Origin of the sequence: Phreatobacter stygius (assembly GCF_005144885.1) — a bacterium.
GTDB classification, from domain to species: Bacteria; Pseudomonadota; Alphaproteobacteria; order Rhizobiales; family Phreatobacteraceae; genus Phreatobacter; species Phreatobacter stygius.
In genome coordinates, this window is record NZ_CP039690.1 from 6122218 (window position 1) to 6144232 (window position 22015).

Below are 22015 nucleotides of genomic sequence, written 5' to 3' on the forward strand. Positions count from 1 at the left end.
CGATCAGAAATTGACCTTGTCGCCACCCTTCAGCGCCAGGATCTCGCGGGCCTCGTCCGGGCTCGCCACGTCGAGGCCGAGGCCCTCGATGATTTGGCGCACCTTGGTGACCTGGGCGGCATTCGACTCGGCGAGCTTGCCGGGGCCGATCCAGAGCGAATCCTCCAGGCCGACGCGGACATTGCCGCCCATGGCCAGCGACATCGCGGCGATCGGCATCTGATTGCGCCCGGCGCCCAGCACCGACCAGTGATATTGGTCGCCGAACAGCCGGTCGGCGGTGCGCTTCATCATCACCACGTCCTCGTAATGCGGGCCGATGCCGCCGAGGATGCCGAACACCGACTGGATGAAGAACGGCGGCTTGATGATGCCGCGGTCGGCGAAATGCCGGAGCGTGTAGAGGTGGCCGATGTCGTAGCACTCGACCTCGAAACGCGTGCCGTTATCGGCGCAGGTCTTCAGGATATATTCGATATCGGCCAGCGTGTTCTTGAACATGCCGGCGCGCGAGCCTTCGAGATAGGCTTTTTCCCAGTCGTGCTTGAAGTCCTTGAAACGCTCCAGCATGGGATAGAGGCCGAAATTCATCGTGCCCATGTTGAGGCTGGCGACCTCGGGGGCATAGCTCGCCGCCGGCTTGACGCGCTCTTCGACCGTCATGGTCATGGCGCCGCCGGTGGTGATGTTGACCACCACGTCGGACGCCTGCTTGATCACCTTCAGGAACGGCGCATAGGCCTCCAGGCTCTGGTCCGGCCGGCCGTCCTTCGGGTCGCGCGCATGCAGGTGGACGATGGAAGCGCCCGCCTTGGCGGCGCCGATCGCCGCGTCGGCAATCTCCTGCGCGGTCACCGGCAGGTGCGGCGACATGCTCGGCGTATGGATCGAGCCGGTGATGGCACAGGTGATGATGACTTTTTTGGACTTCGCCATGAGCGCGCTCCGATGCGAGTTGTGATCAGTCGGGTTTCTTTTTGGCCGCACGTTTGTGCGCCTTGAGCGCCGCGAGCCGTCCGTCGCGCCAGCGCGAAAGACGCGCGATGCGCTCAGGCGACTGTTCGCCGGTCCATTCGGCCATGATGGCCTTTGCATTGCGTTTGGAGAAGGCGTCCCGGCCGGTGAGCCGCCCCAGATTTTCCGCATAGCGCTTGTCGTAATCGGGGATGCCGGCGGGCGCGTTGAGTTCGATCGTCTCGAACGGCCCCATGAAGGCCCAGCGCAGGCCGAGCCCGTCCTTGATCGTCTTGTCGAGATCTTCGGGGCTGACGATGCCGTCGCCGACCAGCTGATAGGCTTCGGCCAGCAGCACCGCCTGCAGGCGGTTCAGCACGAAGCCGTCGATTTCCTTCTTCACGGTGATCGGCACCTGGCCGATCTTCTCGTAGATCTTGCGGGCCTTCTCGACCACCTGTCGATCGGTCCAGGGCGCCGGGCAGAGCTCGACGATCGGCACGAGATGGGGCGGATTGACCGGATGGGCCACCAGCACGCGTGAACGGTGCTTCAACTCTCTAGCCCAGAGCGAGGAGACCAGCACCGAGGTCGACGACGCGACGATCGCCGAGGCCGGCGCGAGCCTGTCGATCTCGCCATGGATCTGCTGTTTGGCGGCAACCGTTTCCGGGCCGCTTTCCTGGACGAAGGCGACGCCTTTCAGCGCGCCGGCGAGATCCTCGGCGACGACCAGGTTGGCGGCCGAGCCCTTGGCGTCGGCGACCAGGCCGAGATCCGCCAATTCCTTCAGGTTCCGGGCGATATGGCCCTTGGCGGCCTTGGCCGCGCCGGGGGCCGGATCATAGAGGGCGGTGGTCCAGCCATGGCTCGAGAACACGGTGGCCCAGGCGCGGCCGATCAGGCCGGCTCCGACAATGGCGACTTTCGGCATCAGCTTCCCCAGTGCATCAATGCGATGAGATCATTGGACCGGCCGCCAATCGTCACAGCCGGGCTCTCTCCGTCATGGCCGGGCTCGTCCCGGCCATCCACGACTTGCTGGCAATCGCTGAATGCGTGGATGCCCGGCCCAGGGCCGGGCATGACGAATGGCGGTGCCCTGGACGGCCTCAAAGCCACAACACCTTGCGGCGCAGGTCCTGGTCTTCGCGCAGGTTTTTCGAGGCGCCGGTCCAGGTCACCGCGCCGCGCTCCAGCGCCACGGTCCGGTCGGACAGGGCCAGCGCCAAGTCGAGATGATGGTCGACGATGACGATCGCGACCTCGTGGCGCAGCTTGTCGAAGGCCTCGAACAGCTCCTCGGTGATCGCCGGCGACAGGCCCTCGAAAGGCTCGTCGAGCAGCAGCACGCGGGTGTCGCCGACCAGGGCGCGCGCAACCGCGACCATTTGCTGCTCGCCGCCGGACAGGAAATCGGCCGGGGTGGTCCAGCGCTCCCTGAGGCGTGGGAAGAAGCTGAGCACGCGGTCTTCGTCCCAATGCCGCCCGGCGCCGGTCAGCCGCTTCAGGCTGCCGAGCATCAGATTGTCCTTCACCGACATGCCGGCGAACAGGCCGCGGCCCTGCGGCACGTAACCGACGCCGCGCCGGGCGATACGGTCGGAGCTCAGCCCGGCCAACGCTTCGCCGGCCAGCACGATCGTGCCGGAGGCCGGCGGCGCAATGCCGGTAATGGTCTTCAGGAGCGTCGACTTGCCGGCGCCGTTGCGGCCGAGCAGGGCAATGATCTCGCCCTCGGCGACGTCGATCGAGACATCGTTGAGGATATGGCTCTTGCCGTAGAAGGTGTTGATGTCGCGCAATACCAAAAGCGCCGTGTCGGTCGCCGCCGACACCCGCTCTTTCGCGGTGATCGCATGGGTGCCCGAGCCGAGATAGACCGCCTGCACCCGCTCGCTCGAGCGCGCCTGTTCCACCGTGCCGTCGATCAGCACGTCGCCGTCGTTCATGACCGTGACGTGGTCGGCGATCTGGAACACCCGGTCGATGTCATGCTCGACCAGCAGCACCGGAATATCGGCCGAGATGGTCTTGATGATGTCGCCGACCCGCCGCCGCTCGGCGCTGGCAAGCCCCGCCAGCGGCTCGTCCAGGAGCAGGATGCGCGGCCGCGTCGCCAGGGCCAGCGCCATGTCGACCAGCCGCTGGCCGCCATAAGACAGCGAGCCGGCCTCCGCCTGTTCGATGCCGGCAAGGCCGAGATAACGCATCAAGGTGGTGGTGTCGGCGGCAACGCCCGGCAAGGCGGTCGCCCGGGCCCAGACGCCGAACCGGCCGGAATGGCGCGCCTGGATCGCCAGCCTGACATTCTCCTCGATCGTCAGGCCGCCGAACAGATTGGTGATCTGGAACGAGCGGCCGACACCGGCGGCCGTGATCGCCTGCGGGGTCAGGCCTCCGATCTGCCGGCCGTCGAGCGTCACCGTGCCCTTGTCGGGCGGGAACAGGCCGGAGATCAGGTTGAAGGCGGTGGTCTTGCCGGCGCCGTTCGGCCCGATCAGCGCATGCAGGGTCCGATCCTTCACCGTGAAGTCGATGCCACGCACGGCGCGGATGCCGCCGAAACTCTTGACGATGCCCTTGATCTCCAGCACCGGACCATTGCCCGTGCCCTCGTGGACGAATTCGTGCGGCACCGGGCCGACCGCTTCGACACGCCGGGCCGCCATGGCGGCATCGGTCTCGAATTTTTTGCGGAACGGCGCCATCAGGCGTTCGGCGACCCCGATCAGGCCGGTCGGCGAGAACACGATGAAGCCGACGAACATCAGGCCGAAGAACAACAGCCAGCTTGAGGTGAACAGCGACAGATATTCGCGCGACAGCATGAAGAACAGCGCGCCGAGCGCGGGTCCTAAGAAGCTGCGCATGCCGCCGATCACCACCATGGCCAGCAATTCGCCGGAAAATTGGATGGCGATCGGGTCGGCCGAGGTGAAGCGATGATGGAAGGCCGACAGCACCCCGGCAAAGCCGGTGAGCGTCGCCGAGATGGTGAAGGCGATCAGCTTGTAGCGGTCGGTGTCGTAACCGACGAAACGGGCGCGGGTCTCGTTCTCCCGGATCGCCACCAGCACGCTGCCGACCGGCGCATTGTGGAAACGCTGCAGCACCAGCACGACGGCAAAGCCGAGCAGGGCGACGAGACAGTAGAAGGCCCAGGGACTGTTGAAATCGAGCACGCCGTAATTCGGCCTGACCACGCCGCCAATGCCGTTTTCGCCGCCGGTCAGCTCGGTCCAGCGGAACGAGACGGTGTACATGACCGCGGTCAGCGCCAGCGTCAGCAGCGAGAAATAGACGCCGCGCCGGCGCAGGATCAACAGCCCGGCGAGCAGCGAGACGACACCGACGAACAGGATCGCGAACAGCGCCGGCAGCAGCAACTGGCCGGCCAGGAAATGGCGCTGGGCCAGCACCGCCGCATAGGCGCCCATGCCGAAAAAGGCGCCATGGCCGAACGACACGAGGCCGGTGTGGCCGACCAGGATGTTCAAGGCCATGGCGGCAATGGCGAAGATCACCACGTCGGTCGCCGAGGTCAGCGTCAGGCCGATGGCGAGCATGGCGAAGGGCAGGACGAGGAGGGCTGCCGCCGCGGCGAGAAGGGAGCGAACTTCCGAAGACATCACGTCACTCGAATTTCTGGATGCGTTCGCCGAACAGGCCGCGCGGACGGAGCAGCAGGACGAGCACCATGAGCAGGTAGACGGAGGCTTCCGTCGCGGCGGGATAGAAATGGGCGGCAACGCCACGGGTGACGCCGACAATGACCGCGGCCGCCACCACGCCCCAGAACGAGCCGAGGCCGCCGATCACCACCACCACGAAGGCGAAGGTGATGATCTCCTGGCCCATGGCCGGATGGACGCCGGCGATCGGCGCCACCAGCACGCCGGCCAGCGCCGCCAGGCCGACGCCGATCATCACCACGGCGGTCATATAGGGTTTGAGCGAAATGCCGAGCGCGCCGACCATGTCGGGGTTCTGCACGCCGGCGCGCACCACCTTGCCGAAGGCGGTGCGCGACAGGAGCAGCCAGAGACCGAGCACGCAGGCCGCGGCTATGCCTAAGATCATCAGCCGGTAGCGCGAATAGACGAACTCGCCGATGAACACCTGGCCGCGCAGCGCCTGGGGAATGGAGAAGGGCACCGGGGCCGCGCCATAGATGATCCGAAGGCTCTGCTCGGCGACCATGGCAAGCCCGAAGGTGAGCAGCAGGCCGAGGATCGGATCGCCGGTATAGAAGCGGCGGAGCAGGTAGCGTTCGACCACCATGCCGATCAGCGCCACCAGCAAGGGCGAGGCGATCATCGCGCCGCCGAAGCCGATCTGCGGGGCGAGCGTCACCGTCAGGTAGGCGCCGATCGCATAGAAGGCGCCGTGGGCGAGATTCACGATGCCTCCGAGCGAGAAGATCATCGAGAGGCCGAGCGCGATCATCACGTAATAGGCGCCGTTCTGGAGCCCGTTGAGGATCTGCGACAGGAGCGGGATGAAATCGATCACGGGAGCCTCGGAGGAAGCCGCTGGCGCTGGGCCAGAGGCATCGAACTGGGATCGGCAGCGGGCGAGGGGCGCGAGGCCGGCAGCGCCGGCGACGGTCGCCCTCGGGCCTCAGGCAGGCGCGTCGGCGCCCGCCTGAGACATCAGAGCCTGATCATGCCGCCTTGAAGGTGCACTGGTTCTCCTCGGCCGTCGCGGCGATCGCCTCCAGGCTCTCGTCGGGGCCGGGCACCGGCGGCGACGAGGTGAAGATGTCCCACTGGTTCTTCACCTGGGCCTGGGGCAGGGCGGTGATCGCATACATTTCCATCATCATCTGATGGTCGCTCGCCCGGAAATAGCCCTCGCGGGTCTTCAGGAGGTCGAACTTCGCGCCCTTCTCGAAATGTTCGACGATCTTGGCGGCTTCCGTCGTCTTGGTCTCGGCCATCGCCTGGGCGACCACTTTCAGCGAGCAATAATCGCCCCAGGCCTGGTTTTCCGGCGGCCGCTTCCAGCGCGTGGTGAAGGCGGCGACGAATTTTTTGGTGTTGGGCGTATCGACCAGGTGGTGCCAGACCACCGGCCAGATGCCGCCGAAATTGCCGGGCCCGGCGCCCCAGGCGAGCGCGGTATCGAAACCGAAGCCGGCGACCGGGAAGGCCAGGCCGAATTCGGCATATTGCTTGAGGAAATTGGTGATCTGGGTTCCCGCGAGGTTGAGGATCACCACGTCGGGGCGCGCCGTGCGGATCTTCAAGAGGAAGGGCGAGAAGTCGGCGAGATCGGTCGGGATCAGGTCGTCGCCGCCATGGTTGCCGCCATTCTCGTTCATATAGCGCTTTGCGACCCGCAGGAGGTCATGGCCGAAGGCATAGTCGGCGGTCAGCGAATACCATTTCTTGCCCCGGACCAGGCCGTCGCGGACCAGCGAGCGGCCGACCGCCTTCACATACATCGAGTTCTGCGCCTCGATATGGAACATGAAGCGCTGGCAGTCGGAGCCGCGCAGCGCATCGGAATTGGCGCCGGTATTGATGAACAGCACCTTCTCGCGCTGCACGACCTGGCCGATGGCGAGCGCCGAGGCCGAGGAAATCTCGCCGAGCAGGGCCGCCACCTTGTCGCGCTGGATCAGCCGCTCGGCCTTGGCGGAAGCCTGCTGCGGGTTCGGGCTGTCGTCCAGGACCAGCTCGATCTTGCGGCCCATCACGCCGCCGCCGGCATTGATCTCGTCGGCGGCGAGCTGCACCGCCTGCACGGCATATTCGCCGAGCGGACCGAGAAAGCCGGTGCGCGGTGTGATATGGCCGATCTTGATGGCTTCGGCCTGGGCGTAGCTGATCGCCGGCGCGCCGACGATGCCGAGCGCGGCGGCGCCGGCGGAGGTCTTCAGAAGCTTGCGACGCGAAAGGCTCAGATCGAGCGGCATGGAATGTCTCCCTTAGGTTTAACCTGCCCAAGTCCTGGCGGGTCCGTTGTCCGGGCCTCGCCCACGGCCGCTCTATCAGCTTGCCGTGATCTGTGATCACAGTTATGGTTTCGCAATTGGAACGCTTTGTCCAGCCCCTTAAGCGACATGATGAGCGCGGTTGAAGCCCTCACCACCATTGGCCCGATCGAACGGCTGACGCTTGGCGATCAGGTCTACGGCCACATGCGCGAACTGCTGATGGCCGGGCGCCTGGCGCCGGGCGAGAAACTGTCGCTGCGCGCCACCGCCGAAGCGCTGGGCGTCAGCATGATGCCGGTGCGCGAGGCGGTGAGCCGGCTGGTCGCCGATCGGGCGCTGGAAGTGGCGCCGAACCGCGCCGTGCGCGTGCCGATCCTGTCGATCGGCCAGTTCCGCGAATTGTCGGCGGTGCGCATCGAAATCGAGGGTTTTGCCGCCGAGCGGGCGGCCATGGCGGCGACGTCGGCCGATCTCGCCCGCATCGCGGCGGCGGAAGCAGCCTTCCGGACGCTCAGTTGCCAGCCCGATCCCGATCTTCCCGATGCGGTCGGGCTCAACAAGGATTTTCATTTCGCCGTCTACGCCGCGAGCGGCCTGCCGACGCTGTTCGAGATCATCGGCGGGCTCTGGCTGAAGGCCGGCCCGGTGATCAATCTCGATCTGCGGGCCAATCCGGAACGGATCGCCACCGGCGGTGCCGTGCGTTTCCATGCCGATGCCCTGGCGGCGATCCGGGCCGGCGACGGCGCGGCCGCGCGCCAGGCTATAGCGGGCGACATCAAGGGCGCATCGGAGTTCATCATTGCCCGCGGCGGGCTGACCGGTGCTGCCGTCGGCGGCCTTGCCGGCATCATGGCCGGCGGATTTCCAGACCACAAAATGGCATAGGGAGAAGGGTCCATGGATTTGGGCATCAAGGGCTTGCGCGTCCTGGTGACGGCGGGCGCCAATGGCATCGGCCGCGAGATCGCGCGTGCCTTCGTCGAAGAAGGCGCACGCGTCCATGTCTGCGATGTCGACAGCGAGGCGATCGCGGCCTTGGCCACGACCGATCCGGCCGTGTCGGCCAGCCGTTGCGACATTGCCGACCGGAGCCAGGTCAGCGGCCTGTTCGAGACCGCCATTGCCAAGCTGGGCGGGCTGGATGTCCTGGTCAACAATGCCGGCATTGCCGGACCGACCGGCCGGGTCGAGGAGATCAATCCGGAAGACTGGGATCGCTGCCTCGATGTCTGCATCACCGGCCAGTTCAATTGCGTCCGGCTCGCGGTGCCACATCTGAAGCAGAGCGCCAACGCCTCGATCATCAACCTGTCTTCGGTCGCCGGCCGGCTCGGCTTCGGCCTGCGCACGCCTTATGCGGCGGCGAAATGGGCGGTGGTCGGCTTCACCAAGTCGCTGTCGATCGAGCTCGGCGAATTCGGCATCCGGGTCAACGCCATCCTGCCGGGCCTGGTCGAGGGCGACCGCATCCGCCGGGTGTTCGAGGCCAAGGCCCAGGCCAAGGGCGTCTCCAGGACTGAAATCGAGGAGCAGGCGCTGGCCTATACCGCGCTCAAGACCATGGTCACGCCACGCCAACTCGCTGATCAGATCGTCTTCTGCGCCTCGCCGCGCGGCAAGACCATCTCAGGCCAGGCCCTGTCGATCTGCGGCGATACGCTGATGCTGAGCTGAAGCCGGGCAGGGCGGCCGTGACAAGCAAGGGCGTGGCGGGTGACAGTGCCGGTTCCGGCTCCCGCCAGCATGTTGCGAATCAGCCTTGACCGTTTTTGCCCATATCTCCGACCTGCATCTCGGGCCGGTGCCCTTTCCGGCGGCCTGGCCCTGGCGGCTGAAACCCGTGCTCGGCTGGATCAACTGGGCCCGCCAGCCTGGATCCCATGACGGCGCTCTCGTCGGGCGCGCCGCCGCGGCGGTGCATGCGGCAGAACCCGACCATGTGGTTGTGACCGGTGACCTGATCGAACTCGGGCTCGACCGGGAGTGGCAGGCGGCCCATGCGGCGCTCACGCGTTTCGGCGCGCCGGCGCAAGTGTCCTGGGGACCCGGCAATCACGATCTCTACACGACCGAGGCGTCCGTCCGTAGCCGTGGCGCCATGGCCGACTGGCTGCCGCCGGTGGCCGCGACCGGCGACCTGCGTGACCATTTCCCGCGCCTCGACCTGGTTGGCGACGCGGCGCTCGTCACGCTCTGCTCGGGCAAGCCGACCTGGCTGTTCTCGGCCGAAGGCGAATTGGGCGCGGCGCAGCTCGGCCGGCTCGCGGCAGTCCTTACCGGCCTCGATCGCCAGCGCTTTCTGCCCGTGATCGCGCTGCATCACCCGCCTCATGCGCCCGGGCTGTCGCGGCTGAAGCGCCTGCGCGATGCGCCGGCCTTGCTCGACCTGCTGGCCCGGCATCGCTGCCCCGTCGTCCTGCACGGCCATTTGCACAAGGCGAGCCGCGCGGAATGGAGCCGGGACGGCCACACCGTCGCGATGATCGGCGCGGCCTCGGCTTCCGCCACCGGCCGTCACGGCGACGACCCGGCCTCGTTCAACCTGGTCACCATCAGCCGGGGCGCCGAGGGCTTCGACTGGCAGGTCGAGGCCCGCCTTGTCGCCTGACCGTGCACAGCGCCTATGCGATTTGCCGGTTGGCTTTGCCTGAAGCTTGATGTCTTTGATCTCAGTCCTTGTTCCCGGAGCCTTGTCGATGTCCGCCTCTGCCCTTGCGCCCGCCCTGCTCGAAGCCCTGAAGGCGCTGCTCGGCAATCGTGTCTCGACATCGGAATCCGACCGGGCCCAGCACGGCCGCGACGAATCCTCCCACACGCCGCAACTGCCCGACGCGGTCTGCCGGCCGGAGAGCACGGAAGAGGTCTCGGCGATCGTCAAGCTTTGCGCCATCAACAAGACGCCGATCGTCGCTTATGGCGCGGGCTCGTCGCTCGAAGGCGCGCTGATCCCGCTGCAAGGCGGCATTTCGATCGACCTGACCGGCATGAATCAGATCCTGAGCGTCCGGCCGGAAGATCTTGACGCGACTGTCCAAGCCGGCGTCACGCGCAAGCAGCTGAATGCCCATTTGCGCGATACCGGCCTGTTCTTCCCGATCGATCCGGGAGCGGACGCCACCATTGGCGGCATGTCGGCGACGCGAGCTTCCGGCACCAATGCGGTGCGCTACGGCACGATGCGCGAGAATGTCGTCAACCTCACCGTGGTGCTCGCCGACGGTCGGATCATCAGAACCCGCTCGCGTGCCAAGAAATCCTCGGCCGGTTACGACCTGACCGGCATTTTTGTCGGCTCCGAAGGCACGCTCGGCATCATCACCGAGATCACCGTCAGGCTCTACGGCATCCCCGAGGTGATGGCGGCGGCGATCTGCGCCTTCCCGACGGTGGAAGCGGCCATCGACACGGTGATCCAGACCATCCAGATGGGCTTGCCGATCTCGCGCATGGAATTGCTCGACGACCGCGCCATCGAGGCGGTGAACAATTATTCCAAGCTCGACCTGCCGGTTGCGCCGACCCTGTTCTTCGAATTCGCCGGCAGCCAGTCGAGCGTCGAGGAACAGGCTGCTATCGTCGAGGACCTGGCGCGCGGCGAGGGCGCCTCGAGCTGGCGCTGGTCGACCGATGCCGACGAGCGCGGCAAGCTCTGGCAGGCCCGCCACGATATTCACTGGGCGCTGCGCGCCATCCGTCCGGGCACCCGCGGCTGGGGCACCGATGTCTGCGTGCCGATCTCGGCGCTCGCCGAGGTGATCCGCGAGACCCGCAAGCATTGCGCCCAGGCGCCGTTCTTCACCGCCATGGTCGGCCATGTCGGCGACGGCAATTTCCATCTGAGCATGCAGCTCGACCGCGACGACCCCGCCGAATTCGAACTGGCCAGCGCGATCAACGACCGGATGGTCCATCTGGCGCTGAAGCTCGGCGGCACCTGCACCGGCGAGCACGGCGTCGGCATCGGCAAGATGAAGTTCATGCGCGCCGAACACGGCGACGCCATCGACGTGATGCATCTGATCAAGGACGCGCTCGACCCCGACGGCATCTTCAATCCGGGCAAGGTCTTGCCGCCAAAGGCGGCGTGAGCCGGGCGAGTGGCGAATAGCGAATGGGGAAGGCGTCAGCCCGACGCAGCGGGCCGCGCGAACCCTCGCCCGCGTCTTCGCGGGTGAGGGTGGCCGCGTCAGCGGCCGGGTGAGGGTGGTTGCGCCAATGCGCTACGCGTTTGGCTTCATCCCCATTCGCCATTCGCCATCAGCCACCAGCTATTCCGCCGCCAGCGCCGGGCTGCGCGCGGCCGCCCACCAGGCTGCCAGCGCTTCGGCGCGGCACGCGACCTTTTCGTCGAGGCCGCCGGCGAAGGCGTCCCAGGCCCCGGCGAAACGGCGGGGGACGCCAATGATCAGCGGCCGGCCGGTGGCGACCGCTTCGCCGATCTCGGCGACCAGGCCCTGGCCTTCGCTTTCCATCCGGCCGAACTTGTTGATGACCACCAGGTCGAGCGGCTTGTCGAGCGCGGCCTTTAGCGCCCCGGCGGCTTCGGCAAGCCCGGTCGGATCCAGCCGGCAGCTGTCCGAACTGCCGGACCCGAGGTCCTGGCAGATATTGATGCGCCGGCCGGTGTCGAGGTCTTCCAGCTCCATGTCCATTTCGGCGCAGGAGGCGTCGCGGCCATTGATCTGCACGAGCCCGGCGACCGCCACGCCGCCGGCCGCCAGGCCGTGGGCGAAGTCGGCCAGCATCTGGTCGCAGTCGTCATCGGGGCCGTAGATCACGGCGGCGAGCATGGACATGGCGTGGTTCCGATCGTTTCGGTCTGGAACATCGTTTCGGTCTGGGACAGCGTTTCGGTCTGGAAGAGCTTGGCGAAGGCGCTGGCCGAGGTCAAAGGTTCAGGACGTCAGGCATTCAAGCTTTGTTGAACTCAGGCCTGCTTGCGGATGTGAAAGACCAGCGTCGCTTCGTGCTTCTCCTGCGCTTCCAGGCTGTCGCCGGTCTCGCGGATCAGGTTCGGAATGTCGATCGCCGCCATCGGGTCGGTGCAGGTCACCACCAGCTTGTCGCCTTGCGCGATGCGGGTCAGTGCCTTGCGGGTCTTCAGGGCGGGCAGCGGGCATTTCAGCCCGCGCAGATCAAGCGCCGTCTCGGTCACGCGGCCACCCGGCTCTTGGCCGTCGCCGGCTTTGCGGCGGGCGCCTTCGCCGCCGGTGCCTTGGCGGCCGCCACGGGAGCGCAATAACCCATCTTGTCGAGATGGGCATCGCCCCAGGCCTTCAGCGCGCCGATCACCGGATCGAGGCTGCGGCCAAGCTCCGACAGCGAATAGTCCACCCGCGGCGGCACCTGGGCGAACACCGTGCGCACGACGAAGCCGTCAGCCTCCAGCTCGCGCAGCTGATTGGTCAGCATGCGCTGGGTAACAGTCGGCAGTTTCTTGCGGATTTCATTGAAACGTAACGTGCCGTTCAATAGGTGATACAGGATCACGCCCTTCCACTTGCCGTCGATCAGGTCGAGCACGCCCTCGACCGGACAGCCGGGCCATTGCCCGAGATTCTTGTGGCGGGTTCGCGGCATCACAGTATCCTTTTCGACACTATATGCGTTTTATGTGCGTTCTTGCGGCCATGCAAGCTATGGCGCATTTGGTCTCCAGCAGAACACGAAGGAGACCTGCCATGCGTGCCGTCGGATATCGCGAGAGCCTGCCGATCGAGGCCGAAGCCTCACTGATCGACGTCGACTTGCCGAAGCCCGAGCCTGCGGGCCGGGACTTGCTTGTCGAGATCAAGGCCGTCTCGGTCAATCCGGTCGACACCAAGGTGCGCGTCAGGGTCACGCCGGAGGCCGGCGCCACCAAGGTGCTCGGCTGGGATGCGGCCGGTGTCGTTGTCGGGGCTGGTCCGGAGGCGCGGCTGTTCAAGGTCGGCGACGAGGTCTTCTACGCCGGTGCCATCGACCGGGCCGGGACCAATGCCGAATTTCATCTGGTCGACGAACGGATCGTCGGCCGCAAGCCGGCTTCGCTCGATTTCGCCGCCGCCGCGGCCTTGCCGCTGACCACCATCACCGCCTGGGAAGCGCTGTTCGACCGGCTCGATGTCAGGCGTCCCGTGCCAGGGGCCGCCAAGGCGATTGTGATCATCGGCGGCGCCGGCGGCGTCGGTTCGATCGCCGTCCAGCTCGCCCGCAAGCTGACCGACCTGACCGTCATTGCCACGGCCTCGCGACCGGAAACCCAGGCCTGGGCGCGGGAACTCGGCGCCCACCACGTCATCGATCACGCCAGGCCGCTGGCGAGCCAGGTCGAGGCTCTCGGGCTGGGCGCGCCCGGCCTGGTATTCTCGACCACCCATAGCGACGAATATATCGCGGAGATCGCGGCCTTCATCGCGCCGCAGGGACGGCTCGCGGTCATCGACAGGGTCGACCGGCTCGACGTGATGCCGCTCATGCAGAAGAGCGTCTCGTTTCACTGGGAATTGATGTTCACGCGCTCGCTGTTCGGCACCGCCGATATGCAGGCCCAGCATGACCTGCTGACCGAGGCCGCGCGGCTGGTCGATGCCGGCGAGATCCGGACCACCCTGACCGAAACGTTCGGCGCCATCTCGGCGGCCAATCTCAAGCGGGCGCATGCCCATATCGAAAGCGGCAAGGCGCGTGGCAAGGTGGTGCTGGCCGGGTTCTGATCCGGTCCCGCCGCTTAGGGCGGCGGCGCGTTGCCGGCCGCGCGGGCCATGGCAAAATATCGGCCGGTTGCTAGACTACGGCATGGTTCGGATCCTCGCCCTGTTGTGCATGATCGCCGCACTACCAGCCGCAGCGCAGGAAATGCGCGGTCATGGCGGCCCGGTCAGGGCTCTCGCCGTGACCGCCGACGGCCAGGTCGCGCTATCGGGCTCGTTCGACACCTCGGCGATCCTGTGGTCGATCGAGACCGGGGCGGCATTGCAGGTGCTGCGCTATCACGATGGCGCGGTGAATGCGGTGGCGGCGCTGCCCGACGGGCGCTTCGCGACCGCCGGCGAAGAGGGCCGGGTCGCCATCTGGCAAATCGGCCGCGCCGAGCCCATCCGGGTGATCCAGGGCCATTCCGGACCGATCGCGGCGCTGGCCGTCTCGCCTGACGGCCAGCGCATCGCGTCGGCCTCCTGGGACGGCACGGCAAGGGTCACCCCGATCGCATCAGGCGAGCCCCAGGTCATTGCCGGCCACAAGGGCCCGCTCAACGCGGCGGCCTTCACCCCGGACGGGCGAAGCCTGGTCACCGGCAGCCATGACCTGACCTTGCGCATCACGCCGCTCGGCGGCGGAGCCGCGCGCGCGGTCGATGTCGGCGTCCCGGTCAATGCCCTCGCCATCGCGGCTGGCGGCGAAATCTTCGCGGCCTGCGCCGATGGCCGCGTTCATGTCTTTTCGCCTGACGGGGTGAAACGGGGCGAAATCATTGCCTCCGAGGCGCCGCTCGTGGCGCTCGCGCTCTCGGCCGACGGCAAAAGGCTGGCCGCCGCCGGCATTCGTGGCTCGGTGGCGCTGATCGAGCGCCAGGCGGCGGGTGATGCCGGGCGTGTCGAGCGGATGCTGGTCGGGCCGGGCCTGCCGGTCTGGTCGGTCGCCTTCCGGCCGGGTGGGCAGGAACTGCTGACCGGCGGCGGCGACCGGCTGGTCCGCCGCTGGGATGTGACGACGGGGGAACATATTGGCCCGGTCGCGATGATCCGGCCCCAGGACGCCCTGGCCCGCTACAATGGCGACCGGGGCGCCGAGGTGTTCCGTGCCTGCGTCGCCTGCCATACGCTCGAGCCTGACGGCGGCAACCGTGCCGGCCCCTCGCTTTATGGTGTCATCGGCCGGCGTATCGGCACGGCGCCCGGCTACGTCTATTCGCCGGCCTTTCGCGCCCTGGACATCGTCTGGAGCGAGGCGACGATCGCGCGGCTGTTCGAAATCGGCCCCAATGCCTATACGCCGGGCACAAAAATGCCCGAGCAGATCGTCGCCGATCCCGACGACCGCCAGGCCCTGGTCGATTTCATCGCGCGGGTCACCGCCAGGCGCTGAGCGCCATCAGTTCAACTTGTCGCGACCCTCGGCAAGCTCGCGCAGATAATCCTCCGCGGTGCGCACGCGCGGCCGCGACGGCGCGCCATAGGGGTCGAAACTCTCGTTGACCACTTTCTCGACGCGGCAGTCTTCGCACATGAACAGGGCGGCGCGGCGATGGGCGTTGTCGCCGGAAAACATCCAATGCCCCTCCAGCTTGGCGGCGATCCGGTCGATCGTCGACTTGGTGCCGAAAGCCTTGCCGCATTGGGTGCAGTGGAACGGCTGTTCCTCTTTCACCACCCGGCGCGGCTCGCTCCAGGCGACGAAATCGACCTGCGGTTTCAGCGTGATGGCGTCCTCGGGACAGGTCTGCTCGCACAATCCGCACTGCACGCAGAGGCTTTCGGTGAAGCGCAGCATCGGCTGGTCCGGATTGTCGGTCAGCGCGCCGGTCGGACAGGCCGAGACACAGGCATGGCACAGCGTGCAGGCGGCGGGATCGACCTCGGCCTTGCCGAAGGGCGCCCCCTTGGCGAGCGCCACGACGTCGACCGGCGCCGGAGCTGCCCGGTGCAATTCGCGGAACGACAATTCCAGCAGGCCGCGCTTGCTGCCGAGCGGCGTGAAGCTCGAAGGCTGTGGCGCGACCGTCGCCTCCGATGCACCGCCAAGGGCTGCGGCGAGGCCATCGGGGTCGTCGGTCTCGATCAGCGTGGCGAGGTCCCGGCCGTAGCCGAGGCCGGCCAGCATGGCATTGGCGGTCGCCAGGACCTGGTGAAGCCCGGCCGGATCATGTTTCGGCCGGGCGCGGCCGAGCAGGCTGACGCCCGCCGCGCCATAAGCGAAGGCCGCGGCCAGAAGTTCCGGGCCGACCTGGGTGATCTCGTTGACCGCCAGCGGCATGACATGGGCCGGCAGGCCGTCGCCGAAGCGTGCCAGGGCATCGATCAGCGGCTGGCCGTGATCGGCATCATGCAGCAGCACGACGCCATGGCTGCCGCCGGCGGCTCGATAGGTGGTCAGGAGCGTGCGCAGGCGGCGCATCAGGCCGTCGACCGGCGGCAGGGCATAGGCCGCCGCACCGGTCGGGCAGGCGGCCGCGCAGGCGCCGCAGCCGGCGCAGATCGCCGCATCGATCGCCACCGCATCGCCGTTCGGCGTGATCGCGCCGGTCGGGCAGAGATCGAGGCACCGGGTGCAGCCGGTGATCCGGTTGCGTGAATGGGCGCAGAGATCGTCGTGGAAGGTGATGAATTTCGGCTTGTCGAACGTGCCGACGAGACCGCGCGCGTCACCGATCAGCCGCTCGACCGCGGCCCGGTCGGCCGGATCGGCGCGCAGGTAACCCGGCCTGAGTTCGCCGCCCGGGAACAGCGCCGTGCCGCCGGTCAGGTCCAGCACGATATCGGATGTCGACACGGCGTCCTGGCGCGGCGCCTGCCAGAGATAGCTCCGGCGCGACGACGGCAAGGGCAGGGCATAGTCGTCGACCACCAGGTCGAAGGCGCCGAGATGGCCCTTGGCGGCGCTGATCGTGCCCTTCACCACGGGGAATTCGGTGGTCGCGGCGGGCGCCACCTCGCCGGGCCTGGTCAGCAGGACCGTGACGTCGAGCGTGTCGGCGAGCCGGCGCGCCACCATGATCGCCGTTTCGTCGCGGCCATAGACCAAGGCGACGCCCTTCGATTCGAGCGTCACCACCGGGATCAGCGGCATCTCCTCGGCCGCCGCCGCCAGCAAGGCTGCGGTCTTGGCGCCGGCATCGGCGCCTTGCGTCGACCAGCCGGCCTGCTCGCGCACATTGGCGAAGGCCAGCTTGCCGGCAAAGCCGAGATCGGCCGCGGTCTCCTCGAACAGCGGCGCCTCCTGGGTGCAGCCGACCGTCACGTCGCTCGCCTGGCCAAGCACCGCCTTGAACAGGTCGAGCTGCTTCCGGCACAGCTGGTCGGCCGAGCGCACCTTGGCCTTGCACGCCTTGGCGACCGCCTCGCCATGCAGCGGCATGGTCTCCTCGCAGGAGCAGACGAGAATGGTCCGGCCGGCTTGCATAGAGGTCTCCTTGGGCGGCCCTGGAGCAGGACGTCGTCGCGCCGGCATCAATGCGTCGCGCGTCCCTTTCTGTTGGCCATAGGGACTCATATATTGGAACAGGTCAAAAGAACCAGATCCAACAGGTCTCGAGGAACCGCCGAAGTGTCGTCATGTCCCCTCTGATCGCGATCAAGACGCCGATGGCGCTCGATCTGCCGCCGGGTTTCCGGCTGGTGCCCCTGCGCGAATCGGGCGACGCCTTCGGCCATGCCTGCCGGACGGCGAAAGTGGAGGGGGCCGGCACGCTGGTCTGGGTCCGGCGTTTCGACGTTGCCGAATTCGCCGTGGTGCTCGAGCCCGAGGAGCCGCTGAGCCTGGCGCGCAAGGCCTTCTTCATGGGCATGAACGCGGTGGCCGATGCGCTCGCCGCCCATTGCCCGCCGGAACGCGCCGTGACCTTCGACTGGCCCGATACGATCCGTTTCGATGGCGGCCTGGTCGGCGGCGGCCGGATCGGCTGGCCGAAAGCCTGCGCCGAGGACCAGACGCCCGCCTGGCTGGTCTTTTCCTCCGTCATCCGCATCGCCTTTGTCGATGTCGTCGAGCCCGGCCGCGTGCCGAACGCCGCGGCGCTCGACGAAGACGGAGCCGACGGCATCGGCCCCTCCGTCATTGTCGAGAGCTTCGCGCGCTTCTTCCTGCGCCAGGTCGATCTCTGGCAGCATGACGGCTTCAGCCGGATCGGCGCCGACTATCTCGCGCGCCTCGCAAAAGACCGGCCGGGCGATGTTCGCGGCCTCGACGGCAATGGTGATCTCCTGACCCGCGGCCCGCTCGGCCAGGCCGAGACCCGGCGCGACTGGCTCGGCGCGCTTGGCCCGGTCTCCTGGCTCGACCGCAAGACCGGAGCGCCGAAGTTATGAAACTCTTGCGCACCATCCGGCTCGACCCTTCGGATACCTTCGTGTTTCCGCGCGCGGCCGAACCCGGTGAATGGGCGGTGACCGGTACATTCCTGTTCTGGGGCCGCGATGTCGCCGGCTTCGAGGGCAAAGAGCGCGCGGCCTTCCGCTCCGGCTTCCTCGGCGTCGACAGTTTCGGCTTTTCCACCCTCGTCGTCGTCCAGGAGGCGCGCGACGACGAACGCAGCGGCGCGGTCGAGGCGCTTGCCAGCCACATCCACCGGGAACTCGGCGCCCCCGACCTTGCCAGCGCGCGCGCCGCCGCCGAGGAAGAGATCGCTTTTTCGGCCTCGCTCGCCGATCATGAACCGAACACCCTGGTGGCCCTGCACCGGCTGTTCGAGGCTGGCGAGATTCGCGAGGCGTTCCGCACGCTGAAAGCCCGTGAAGGTGCCGTCGGCGCCGACGGCCTGCATGCCCAGGCGCGCGCCTTCAGCTTCCACGAGGTGGTGGATGACGATGCTGTCGCGGACGAGGTGGATCTGATCGGCATGATGGACAAGCGCGCATGACCATGGACACCGCGACCTCGAGGGAATTCTGGGTCTCGTCGGGCCATCACATGACCCGGCGCACCGATGGCGGCGGGCTCGCGATCACCGATGAACTGATCCTGGCCTATCTCGCCCGGCCCGAGCTGGTGCCGCCGGAGGAGGCTTGCGCCGCCGAGCGTGAACTCCACGCCATGCTCATGGCCGAACCGCGCCGGGCGGTGACAAAGGCCATGATCGAGGCGATCCAGGACGACGATGCCCGCGAGAACTGGAGCTTCATGATCGGCTTCCGCGACCGGCTGATCGCCGCGCCGAGCGTCGAGGCGGCCTATCTCGGCATCATCCGAAGACAGGCGAGCGCGGTTCCGCCGCTCTTCCTCAACCAGCTGACCCACCTGATCCTGCGCAACGCGCTCGATGGCTGCGAGGATCCCTTCGTCCTGCGGGCCGCCGAGTGCTTCTTCCGGGCGCAGAAGGGGTCGCTCCGCGACGACACCCTGCTCATCGCCGATGCCGAGCTGATCGAGGGGTTCGAGGCCGAACGCCGGACCTTGATGCAGTCGTCGCCCTTGACCGCGATGTTCGGCGGCGACGCCCTGGCCGGTCTCGACGTCATGACCGACGACAATGCCGGCGACTACTGGTCGTGTTCCGACGCCTTTTCCATGGTGATGAACCTCGGCGGCAATCCGCGCGCCCGGGAGGCGCTGGCGCGCGTCATCGAAAGCTGGATCGGCCATCTCCTCGGCATGACCGCGACGGTTACGCCGGTCGAGCGGATCGAAGACGCCGACTGGCGCTGGTTCGTCGGGCTCGACGCCGAGGCGACCGGCATCGGCAACCGGCTGTGGCAGGGCGAGACGGTCGATCCGACGGCGCAGGCGCGGGTTTGCGGGCTGTTCAAGCTGAATTTTGGCGATCAGGCGCGGGTCGACCCTCGTTTGGCCGGAAAGCCGGTCTATCTGATCATGGCCCTGACCGAAGACATGATCCTGCGGATCAAGCCGCAGAACCTGATTGCCGGGCTGCCGCTCGGCGCTGCGGCCGCATAGAGGGGCCTGACATGGCGGTCCACCACATCGCGATCGGCGTCGTCGTCGCCAAGAAGAAGCTCAGCAATCCCTGGGTCGATCATGAATGGGCGCCGGCCGCGGTGCTGCCCGGCGTGCCGGCGGTCGAGCCCTGGACCTTCATTGGCCGCGAAGGCGAGACCGAGAGCTGGTATGCCGGGCCCGCCGAACTGAGCTTTCACTCCGGCGAGACCGCGCATTATCGCGACAATCTCGTCTCCGGGCGGCCGTCGATCTGGGTGGCCCTGCGCGAGGATGCCGAAGGCCGGTGGCAGGTCGCGGCGGTCACCGCCGACCCCTATGAAGGCGAAGCCTTTGTCGACACGGTCACCGATCGGGTCGAGGCGGTGCCGATGCCGCATGAGGTGATGGTCGAGCTTTCGGCCTTTTTCGAAGCCCATCATGTCGAAGAGCCGTTCTTCAAGCGCAAGCGCGACCGGCAGGATCCAGACAGCATGGGCAGCCGCGGCATCGGCCAGCCGGGCAAGTTCCGGCGCGATCCCGGCCCCGGAGACGGCCAATGACCGGGCCGGGCGACGACGAAGGTTTCCTGTCGCGCTGGTCGCGGCGGAAGCGCGCGCCCGAACCGGCCGTCGAAGCGGTAACGCCGGGCGAACCGCAGACCGCGCCGTCCGCCGGCGAGGCCGCCAAGGCGCTCGAGGATCTGATTGCCGAATTGCCCGCCATCCAGGATCTGGTGGCAGGCCAGGATCTCTCCGCCTTCATGCGTCCCGGCGTGCCCCTGGACCTGCGCAACCAGGCCTTGCGGCGGATGTGGAGCATCGATCCGGCGATCCGCGATTTCGTCGGCGAGGCGCTCGACTATGCCTATGACTACAACACCCCGGGCGCCATTTCGGGCTTCGGGCCGCTGACCGCGGGCGCCGATCAGGTGCGGGCGGTGCTCGACGGGTTCGACCGCGTCCTGGCCGGGACGCCGGGCGAATCCGGCGCCCCAAGCGAATCCGGGGCCAAAACAGGCCAGGACCCCATAGCCTCTGACAATATGTCGCAGGCGGCCTTGGCCGGGACGCCAGCCCCGCAGGATCTTGCCGCAGTGCAGCAGCTGATGGCGCAGGATGACCTGGCCGCGCTGCCGGAAAGCGGCGGCGCGTCCGGCGAGCCGAGCGCGGTGAGCAAAACCGGCGAAAACGGGCAAAACCATGCACCCGTCGTTCATGCTGCGATGCCAGAGAAATCGCCGGAAAACCCGGAAACGGAGCCGGTCCGGCGCCGTCACGGCGGCGCTTTGCCGGGTTGACGTGCCACGGCCGTTCCGTTGCATTCACTCATAGCTTGGAGCTATTCTAGGGTGGTATCCCGGCATGGCTTCGACCACCCGCATGGGTGGGTCTGGCGGTCTGGCCGGCAAACGGAAAGACGATCGCGGGAATGCGTGACGGCGGCTTGGAGGCGGCAATCAAGGCGGTCGGCGGGGTCGGGGCCCTGGCGAGAGCTCTGGGCATTTCGCAACCGTCCGTATCGAACTGGCAGCGCATACCGCCGGAGCGTGTGATTGCCGTGGAGACGCTGACCGGCATCGGCCGGCACCAGCTTCGCCCCGACCTCTATCCGGAAGCGCGGTCGAGCATCAAGGCGGCCATGGAACAGGCGCTTGCCGAGGCGGAGGCCCGTGCGGCGCCCGAGACCGACGAGATGGACCGGCTGAGGGCCGCCGAATATGGCCTGCTCGCGCTGCTCCTGTTCAAGGTCCCGACCGCCGACGTGCTGGCCAAGGTCGCGGCCCTGAAAGGCGATGCATCGCCGCTCGGCATGGCCCATCTGGCGCTGGCCGAGGCTGCGCGCGTCACCACGGTCGACGCGGTGAACTGCGAGTTCTTTGACCTGTTCATTGGCGTCGGACGCGGCGAACTGCTGCCCTACGGGTCCTATTACCTCACCGGGTTCCTGCACGAGCGGCCGCTGGCCGAGGTGCGCGCCGCCTTCGTCGCGCTCGGCGTCGTGCGCGACGACAGTTCCAAGGAGCCCGAGGACCATATCGGGCTCCTCTGCGACGTCATGGCCGGCCTGGCGTTGCGCCGGTTCGGCGACGGATATGACGGCGAGAAGGCGTTTTTCGAGGCCCATGTGAAACCTTGGGCGCAGCGTTTCTTCGCCGATCTGGAAATGGTTCGGAACAAGCCGTTCTACAGCGCCGTCGGCGCGGTCGGCCGGCTGTTCATGGATATCGAAACGGAAGCTTTCGCCTTCGCGGCCTGACGGCGCGTGCGGGCGTAAATTCGCGATGGAGGACGGGCAATGTCGGGTCAGAGCAAAGACAAGAGCGGCGGCACCGGGCTGACGGCCGGCCGGCGCGACTTCTTGAAAGCCATGACTGGCGCATCCGCTCTCGCCGCGACCGCGGTGGTGGCGAGCCAGCCGGCCGAAGCCCAGGCGCCGGCCTCCGGCCGCGAAAGCCGGGATGAGCGGCGCAAGGCGCGTTACCAGCCGAACGCCGCTGACGTGCAGAATTTCTATCGCACCAATCGCTATTGAGGGGCGCGC

Annotated in this window: 22 protein-coding genes; 13 read left to right on the top strand and 9 right to left on the bottom strand. The window is 67.4% G+C overall.

What is annotated here, in order from left to right:
• Positions 1 to 3: 3 nt before the first annotated feature.
• From kce to E8M01_RS28895, 5 genes are all read right to left on the bottom strand, one after another.
• A complete protein-coding gene (kce, locus tag E8M01_RS28875; RefSeq protein WP_136963315.1) occupies positions 4 to 936 on the bottom strand; it encodes a 3,5-dioxohexanoate:acetyl-CoA acetone transferase in 933 nt (310 codons plus the stop codon).
• A gap of 25 nt (positions 937 to 961) precedes the next feature.
• A complete protein-coding gene (locus E8M01_RS28880) occupies positions 962 to 1888 on the bottom strand; it encodes a 3-hydroxyacyl-CoA dehydrogenase (RefSeq protein WP_136963316.1) in 927 nt (308 codons plus the stop codon).
• A 178-nt stretch (positions 1889 to 2066) separates the two neighbouring features.
• Positions 2067 to 4586, bottom strand: a complete 2520-nt coding sequence (locus E8M01_RS28885; RefSeq protein ID WP_136963317.1) for a branched-chain amino acid ABC transporter ATP-binding protein/permease — start codon at positions 4584 to 4586, stop codon at positions 2067 to 2069.
• Between the two features lie 4 nt (positions 4587 to 4590).
• On the bottom strand, positions 4591 to 5466 hold the full coding sequence (locus tag E8M01_RS28890; RefSeq protein ID WP_136964882.1) for a branched-chain amino acid ABC transporter permease: 876 nt from the start codon (positions 5464 to 5466) through the stop codon (positions 4591 to 4593).
• A 154-nt stretch (positions 5467 to 5620) separates the two neighbouring features.
• Positions 5621 to 6877, bottom strand: a complete 1257-nt coding sequence (locus tag E8M01_RS28895; protein WP_136963318.1) for an ABC transporter substrate-binding protein — start codon at positions 6875 to 6877, stop codon at positions 5621 to 5623.
• A 150-nt stretch (positions 6878 to 7027) separates the two neighbouring features.
• Here E8M01_RS28895 and E8M01_RS28900 point away from each other — a divergent pair, with 150 nt between their 5' ends.
• The 4 genes from E8M01_RS28900 to E8M01_RS28915 all read left to right on the top strand — a co-directional run bounded on the left by E8M01_RS28900 (position 7028) and on the right by E8M01_RS28915 (position 10989).
• Positions 7028 to 7786, top strand: a complete 759-nt coding sequence (locus E8M01_RS28900; RefSeq protein ID WP_136963319.1) for a GntR family transcriptional regulator — start codon at positions 7028 to 7030, stop codon at positions 7784 to 7786.
• A gap of 12 nt (positions 7787 to 7798) precedes the next feature.
• On the top strand, positions 7799 to 8575 hold the full coding sequence (locus E8M01_RS28905; protein WP_136963320.1) for an SDR family oxidoreductase: 777 nt from the start codon (positions 7799 to 7801) through the stop codon (positions 8573 to 8575).
• An 85-nt stretch (positions 8576 to 8660) separates the two neighbouring features.
• Complete coding sequence (locus E8M01_RS28910; protein ID WP_136963321.1) at positions 8661 to 9509, top strand: metallophosphoesterase family protein; 849 nt, start codon at positions 8661 to 8663, stop codon at positions 9507 to 9509.
• Between the two features lie 88 nt (positions 9510 to 9597).
• Positions 9598 to 10989 (top strand): FAD-binding oxidoreductase, encoded by a 1392-nt coding sequence (locus E8M01_RS28915; RefSeq protein ID WP_246088470.1) that lies wholly within the window; start codon positions 9598 to 9600, stop codon positions 10987 to 10989.
• A gap of 180 nt (positions 10990 to 11169) precedes the next feature.
• Here the strand turns inward: E8M01_RS28915 and E8M01_RS28920 are convergent, their stop codons facing one another.
• The 3 genes from E8M01_RS28920 to E8M01_RS28930 form a co-directional block, all read right to left on the bottom strand.
• Entirely contained in the window at positions 11170 to 11697 is a 528-nt protein-coding gene (locus E8M01_RS28920; protein ID WP_136963323.1) for a DUF2478 domain-containing protein, read from the bottom strand.
• A gap of 131 nt (positions 11698 to 11828) precedes the next feature.
• Complete coding sequence (locus E8M01_RS28925) at positions 11829 to 12056, bottom strand: sulfurtransferase TusA family protein (protein ID WP_136963324.1); 228 nt, start codon at positions 12054 to 12056, stop codon at positions 11829 to 11831.
• A complete protein-coding gene (locus E8M01_RS28930) occupies positions 12053 to 12481 on the bottom strand; it encodes a winged helix-turn-helix transcriptional regulator (RefSeq protein ID WP_136963325.1) in 429 nt (142 codons plus the stop codon). The genes E8M01_RS28925 and E8M01_RS28930 overlap by 4 nt, the downstream gene beginning before the upstream one ends.
• A 101-nt stretch (positions 12482 to 12582) precedes the next feature.
• On the opposite strand from E8M01_RS28930, the gene E8M01_RS28935 reads away from it, so the two are divergent.
• Positions 12583 to 13596, top strand: a complete 1014-nt coding sequence (locus E8M01_RS28935) for a zinc-binding alcohol dehydrogenase family protein (protein ID WP_136963326.1) — start codon at positions 12583 to 12585, stop codon at positions 13594 to 13596.
• Positions 13597 to 13678: 82 nt separating this feature from the next.
• Positions 13679 to 14968: a c-type cytochrome gene (locus E8M01_RS28940; RefSeq protein ID WP_136963327.1), complete on the top strand. Its 1290-nt coding sequence runs from the start codon at positions 13679 to 13681 to the stop codon at positions 14966 to 14968.
• Between the two features lie 6 nt (positions 14969 to 14974).
• On the opposite strand, the gene E8M01_RS28945 is transcribed toward E8M01_RS28940, so the two are convergent.
• Positions 14975 to 17002, bottom strand: coding sequence for a 4Fe-4S binding protein (locus tag E8M01_RS28945; protein WP_136963328.1), 2028 nt, complete (start codon positions 17000 to 17002; stop codon positions 14975 to 14977).
• A 152-nt stretch (positions 17003 to 17154) separates the two neighbouring features.
• On the opposite strand from E8M01_RS28945, the gene E8M01_RS28950 reads away from it, so the two are divergent.
• From E8M01_RS28950 to E8M01_RS28980, 7 genes are all read left to right on the top strand, one after another.
• Positions 17155 to 17907 (top strand): biotin/lipoate--protein ligase family protein, encoded by a 753-nt coding sequence (locus E8M01_RS28950; protein WP_136963329.1) that lies wholly within the window; start codon positions 17155 to 17157, stop codon positions 17905 to 17907.
• Positions 17904 to 18458 (top strand): DUF6505 family protein, encoded by a 555-nt coding sequence (locus E8M01_RS28955; RefSeq protein WP_136963330.1) that lies wholly within the window; start codon positions 17904 to 17906, stop codon positions 18456 to 18458. The genes E8M01_RS28950 and E8M01_RS28955 overlap by 4 nt, the downstream gene beginning before the upstream one ends.
• Positions 18455 to 19492, top strand: a complete 1038-nt coding sequence (locus E8M01_RS28960; protein WP_246088471.1) for a DUF6352 family protein — start codon at positions 18455 to 18457, stop codon at positions 19490 to 19492. Before E8M01_RS28955 ends, E8M01_RS28960 begins: the two co-directional genes overlap by 4 nt.
• A gap of 11 nt (positions 19493 to 19503) precedes the next feature.
• Entirely contained in the window at positions 19504 to 20034 is a 531-nt protein-coding gene (locus E8M01_RS28965; protein ID WP_136963331.1) for a DUF3305 domain-containing protein, read from the top strand.
• Positions 20031 to 20771 (top strand): DUF3306 domain-containing protein, encoded by a 741-nt coding sequence (locus E8M01_RS28970; protein WP_136963332.1) that lies wholly within the window; start codon positions 20031 to 20033, stop codon positions 20769 to 20771. Before E8M01_RS28965 ends, E8M01_RS28970 begins: the two co-directional genes overlap by 4 nt.
• Before the next feature lie 131 nt (positions 20772 to 20902).
• Positions 20903 to 21730 carry a Cro/CI family transcriptional regulator gene (locus tag E8M01_RS28975; RefSeq protein ID WP_136963333.1) on the top strand — a complete coding sequence of 276 codons (828 nt, stop codon included), beginning with the start codon at positions 20903 to 20905 and terminating at the stop codon, positions 21728 to 21730.
• Between the two features lie 39 nt (positions 21731 to 21769).
• Positions 21770 to 22006 (top strand): twin-arginine translocation signal domain-containing protein, encoded by a 237-nt coding sequence (locus E8M01_RS28980; protein WP_136963334.1) that lies wholly within the window; start codon positions 21770 to 21772, stop codon positions 22004 to 22006.
• The last annotated feature ends 9 nt before the right edge of the window (positions 22007 to 22015 follow it).

Bases quoted from the DNA above. Each gene is read 5' to 3' on its own strand.
- kce (WP_136963315.1), bottom strand. From the start codon at position 936: ATGGCGAAGTCCAAAAAAGTCATCATCACCTGTGCCATCACCGGCTCG.
- E8M01_RS28880 (WP_136963316.1), bottom strand. From the start codon at position 1,888: ATGCCGAAAGTCGCCATTGTCGGAGCCGGCCTGATCGGCCGCGCCTGG.
- E8M01_RS28885 (WP_136963317.1), bottom strand. From the start codon at position 4,586: ATGTCTTCGGAAGTTCGCTCCCTTCTCGCCGCGGCGGCAGCCCTCCTC.
- E8M01_RS28895 (WP_136963318.1), bottom strand. From the start codon at position 6,877: ATGCCGCTCGATCTGAGCCTTTCGCGTCGCAAGCTTCTGAAGACCTCC.
- E8M01_RS28900 (WP_136963319.1), top strand. From the start codon at position 7,028: ATGAGCGCGGTTGAAGCCCTCACCACCATTGGCCCGATCGAACGGCTG.
- E8M01_RS28905 (WP_136963320.1), top strand. From the start codon at position 7,799: ATGGATTTGGGCATCAAGGGCTTGCGCGTCCTGGTGACGGCGGGCGCC.
- E8M01_RS28915 (WP_246088470.1), top strand. From the start codon at position 9,598: ATGTCCGCCTCTGCCCTTGCGCCCGCCCTGCTCGAAGCCCTGAAGGCG.
- E8M01_RS28920 (WP_136963323.1), bottom strand. From the start codon at position 11,697: ATGTCCATGCTCGCCGCCGTGATCTACGGCCCCGATGACGACTGCGAC.
- E8M01_RS28930 (WP_136963325.1), bottom strand. From the start codon at position 12,481: ATGCCGCGAACCCGCCACAAGAATCTCGGGCAATGGCCCGGCTGTCCG.
- E8M01_RS28935 (WP_136963326.1), top strand. From the start codon at position 12,583: ATGCGTGCCGTCGGATATCGCGAGAGCCTGCCGATCGAGGCCGAAGCC.
- E8M01_RS28940 (WP_136963327.1), top strand. From the start codon at position 13,679: ATGGTTCGGATCCTCGCCCTGTTGTGCATGATCGCCGCACTACCAGCC.
- E8M01_RS28945 (WP_136963328.1), bottom strand. From the start codon at position 17,002: ATGCAAGCCGGCCGGACCATTCTCGTCTGCTCCTGCGAGGAGACCATG.
- E8M01_RS28950 (WP_136963329.1), top strand. From the start codon at position 17,155: ATGTCCCCTCTGATCGCGATCAAGACGCCGATGGCGCTCGATCTGCCG.
- E8M01_RS28955 (WP_136963330.1), top strand. From the start codon at position 17,904: ATGAAACTCTTGCGCACCATCCGGCTCGACCCTTCGGATACCTTCGTG.
- E8M01_RS28960 (WP_246088471.1), top strand. From the start codon at position 18,455: ATGACCATGGACACCGCGACCTCGAGGGAATTCTGGGTCTCGTCGGGC.
- E8M01_RS28965 (WP_136963331.1), top strand. From the start codon at position 19,504: ATGGCGGTCCACCACATCGCGATCGGCGTCGTCGTCGCCAAGAAGAAG.
- E8M01_RS28970 (WP_136963332.1), top strand. From the start codon at position 20,031: ATGACCGGGCCGGGCGACGACGAAGGTTTCCTGTCGCGCTGGTCGCGG.
- E8M01_RS28975 (WP_136963333.1), top strand. From the start codon at position 20,903: ATGCGTGACGGCGGCTTGGAGGCGGCAATCAAGGCGGTCGGCGGGGTC.
- E8M01_RS28980 (WP_136963334.1), top strand. From the start codon at position 21,770: ATGTCGGGTCAGAGCAAAGACAAGAGCGGCGGCACCGGGCTGACGGCC.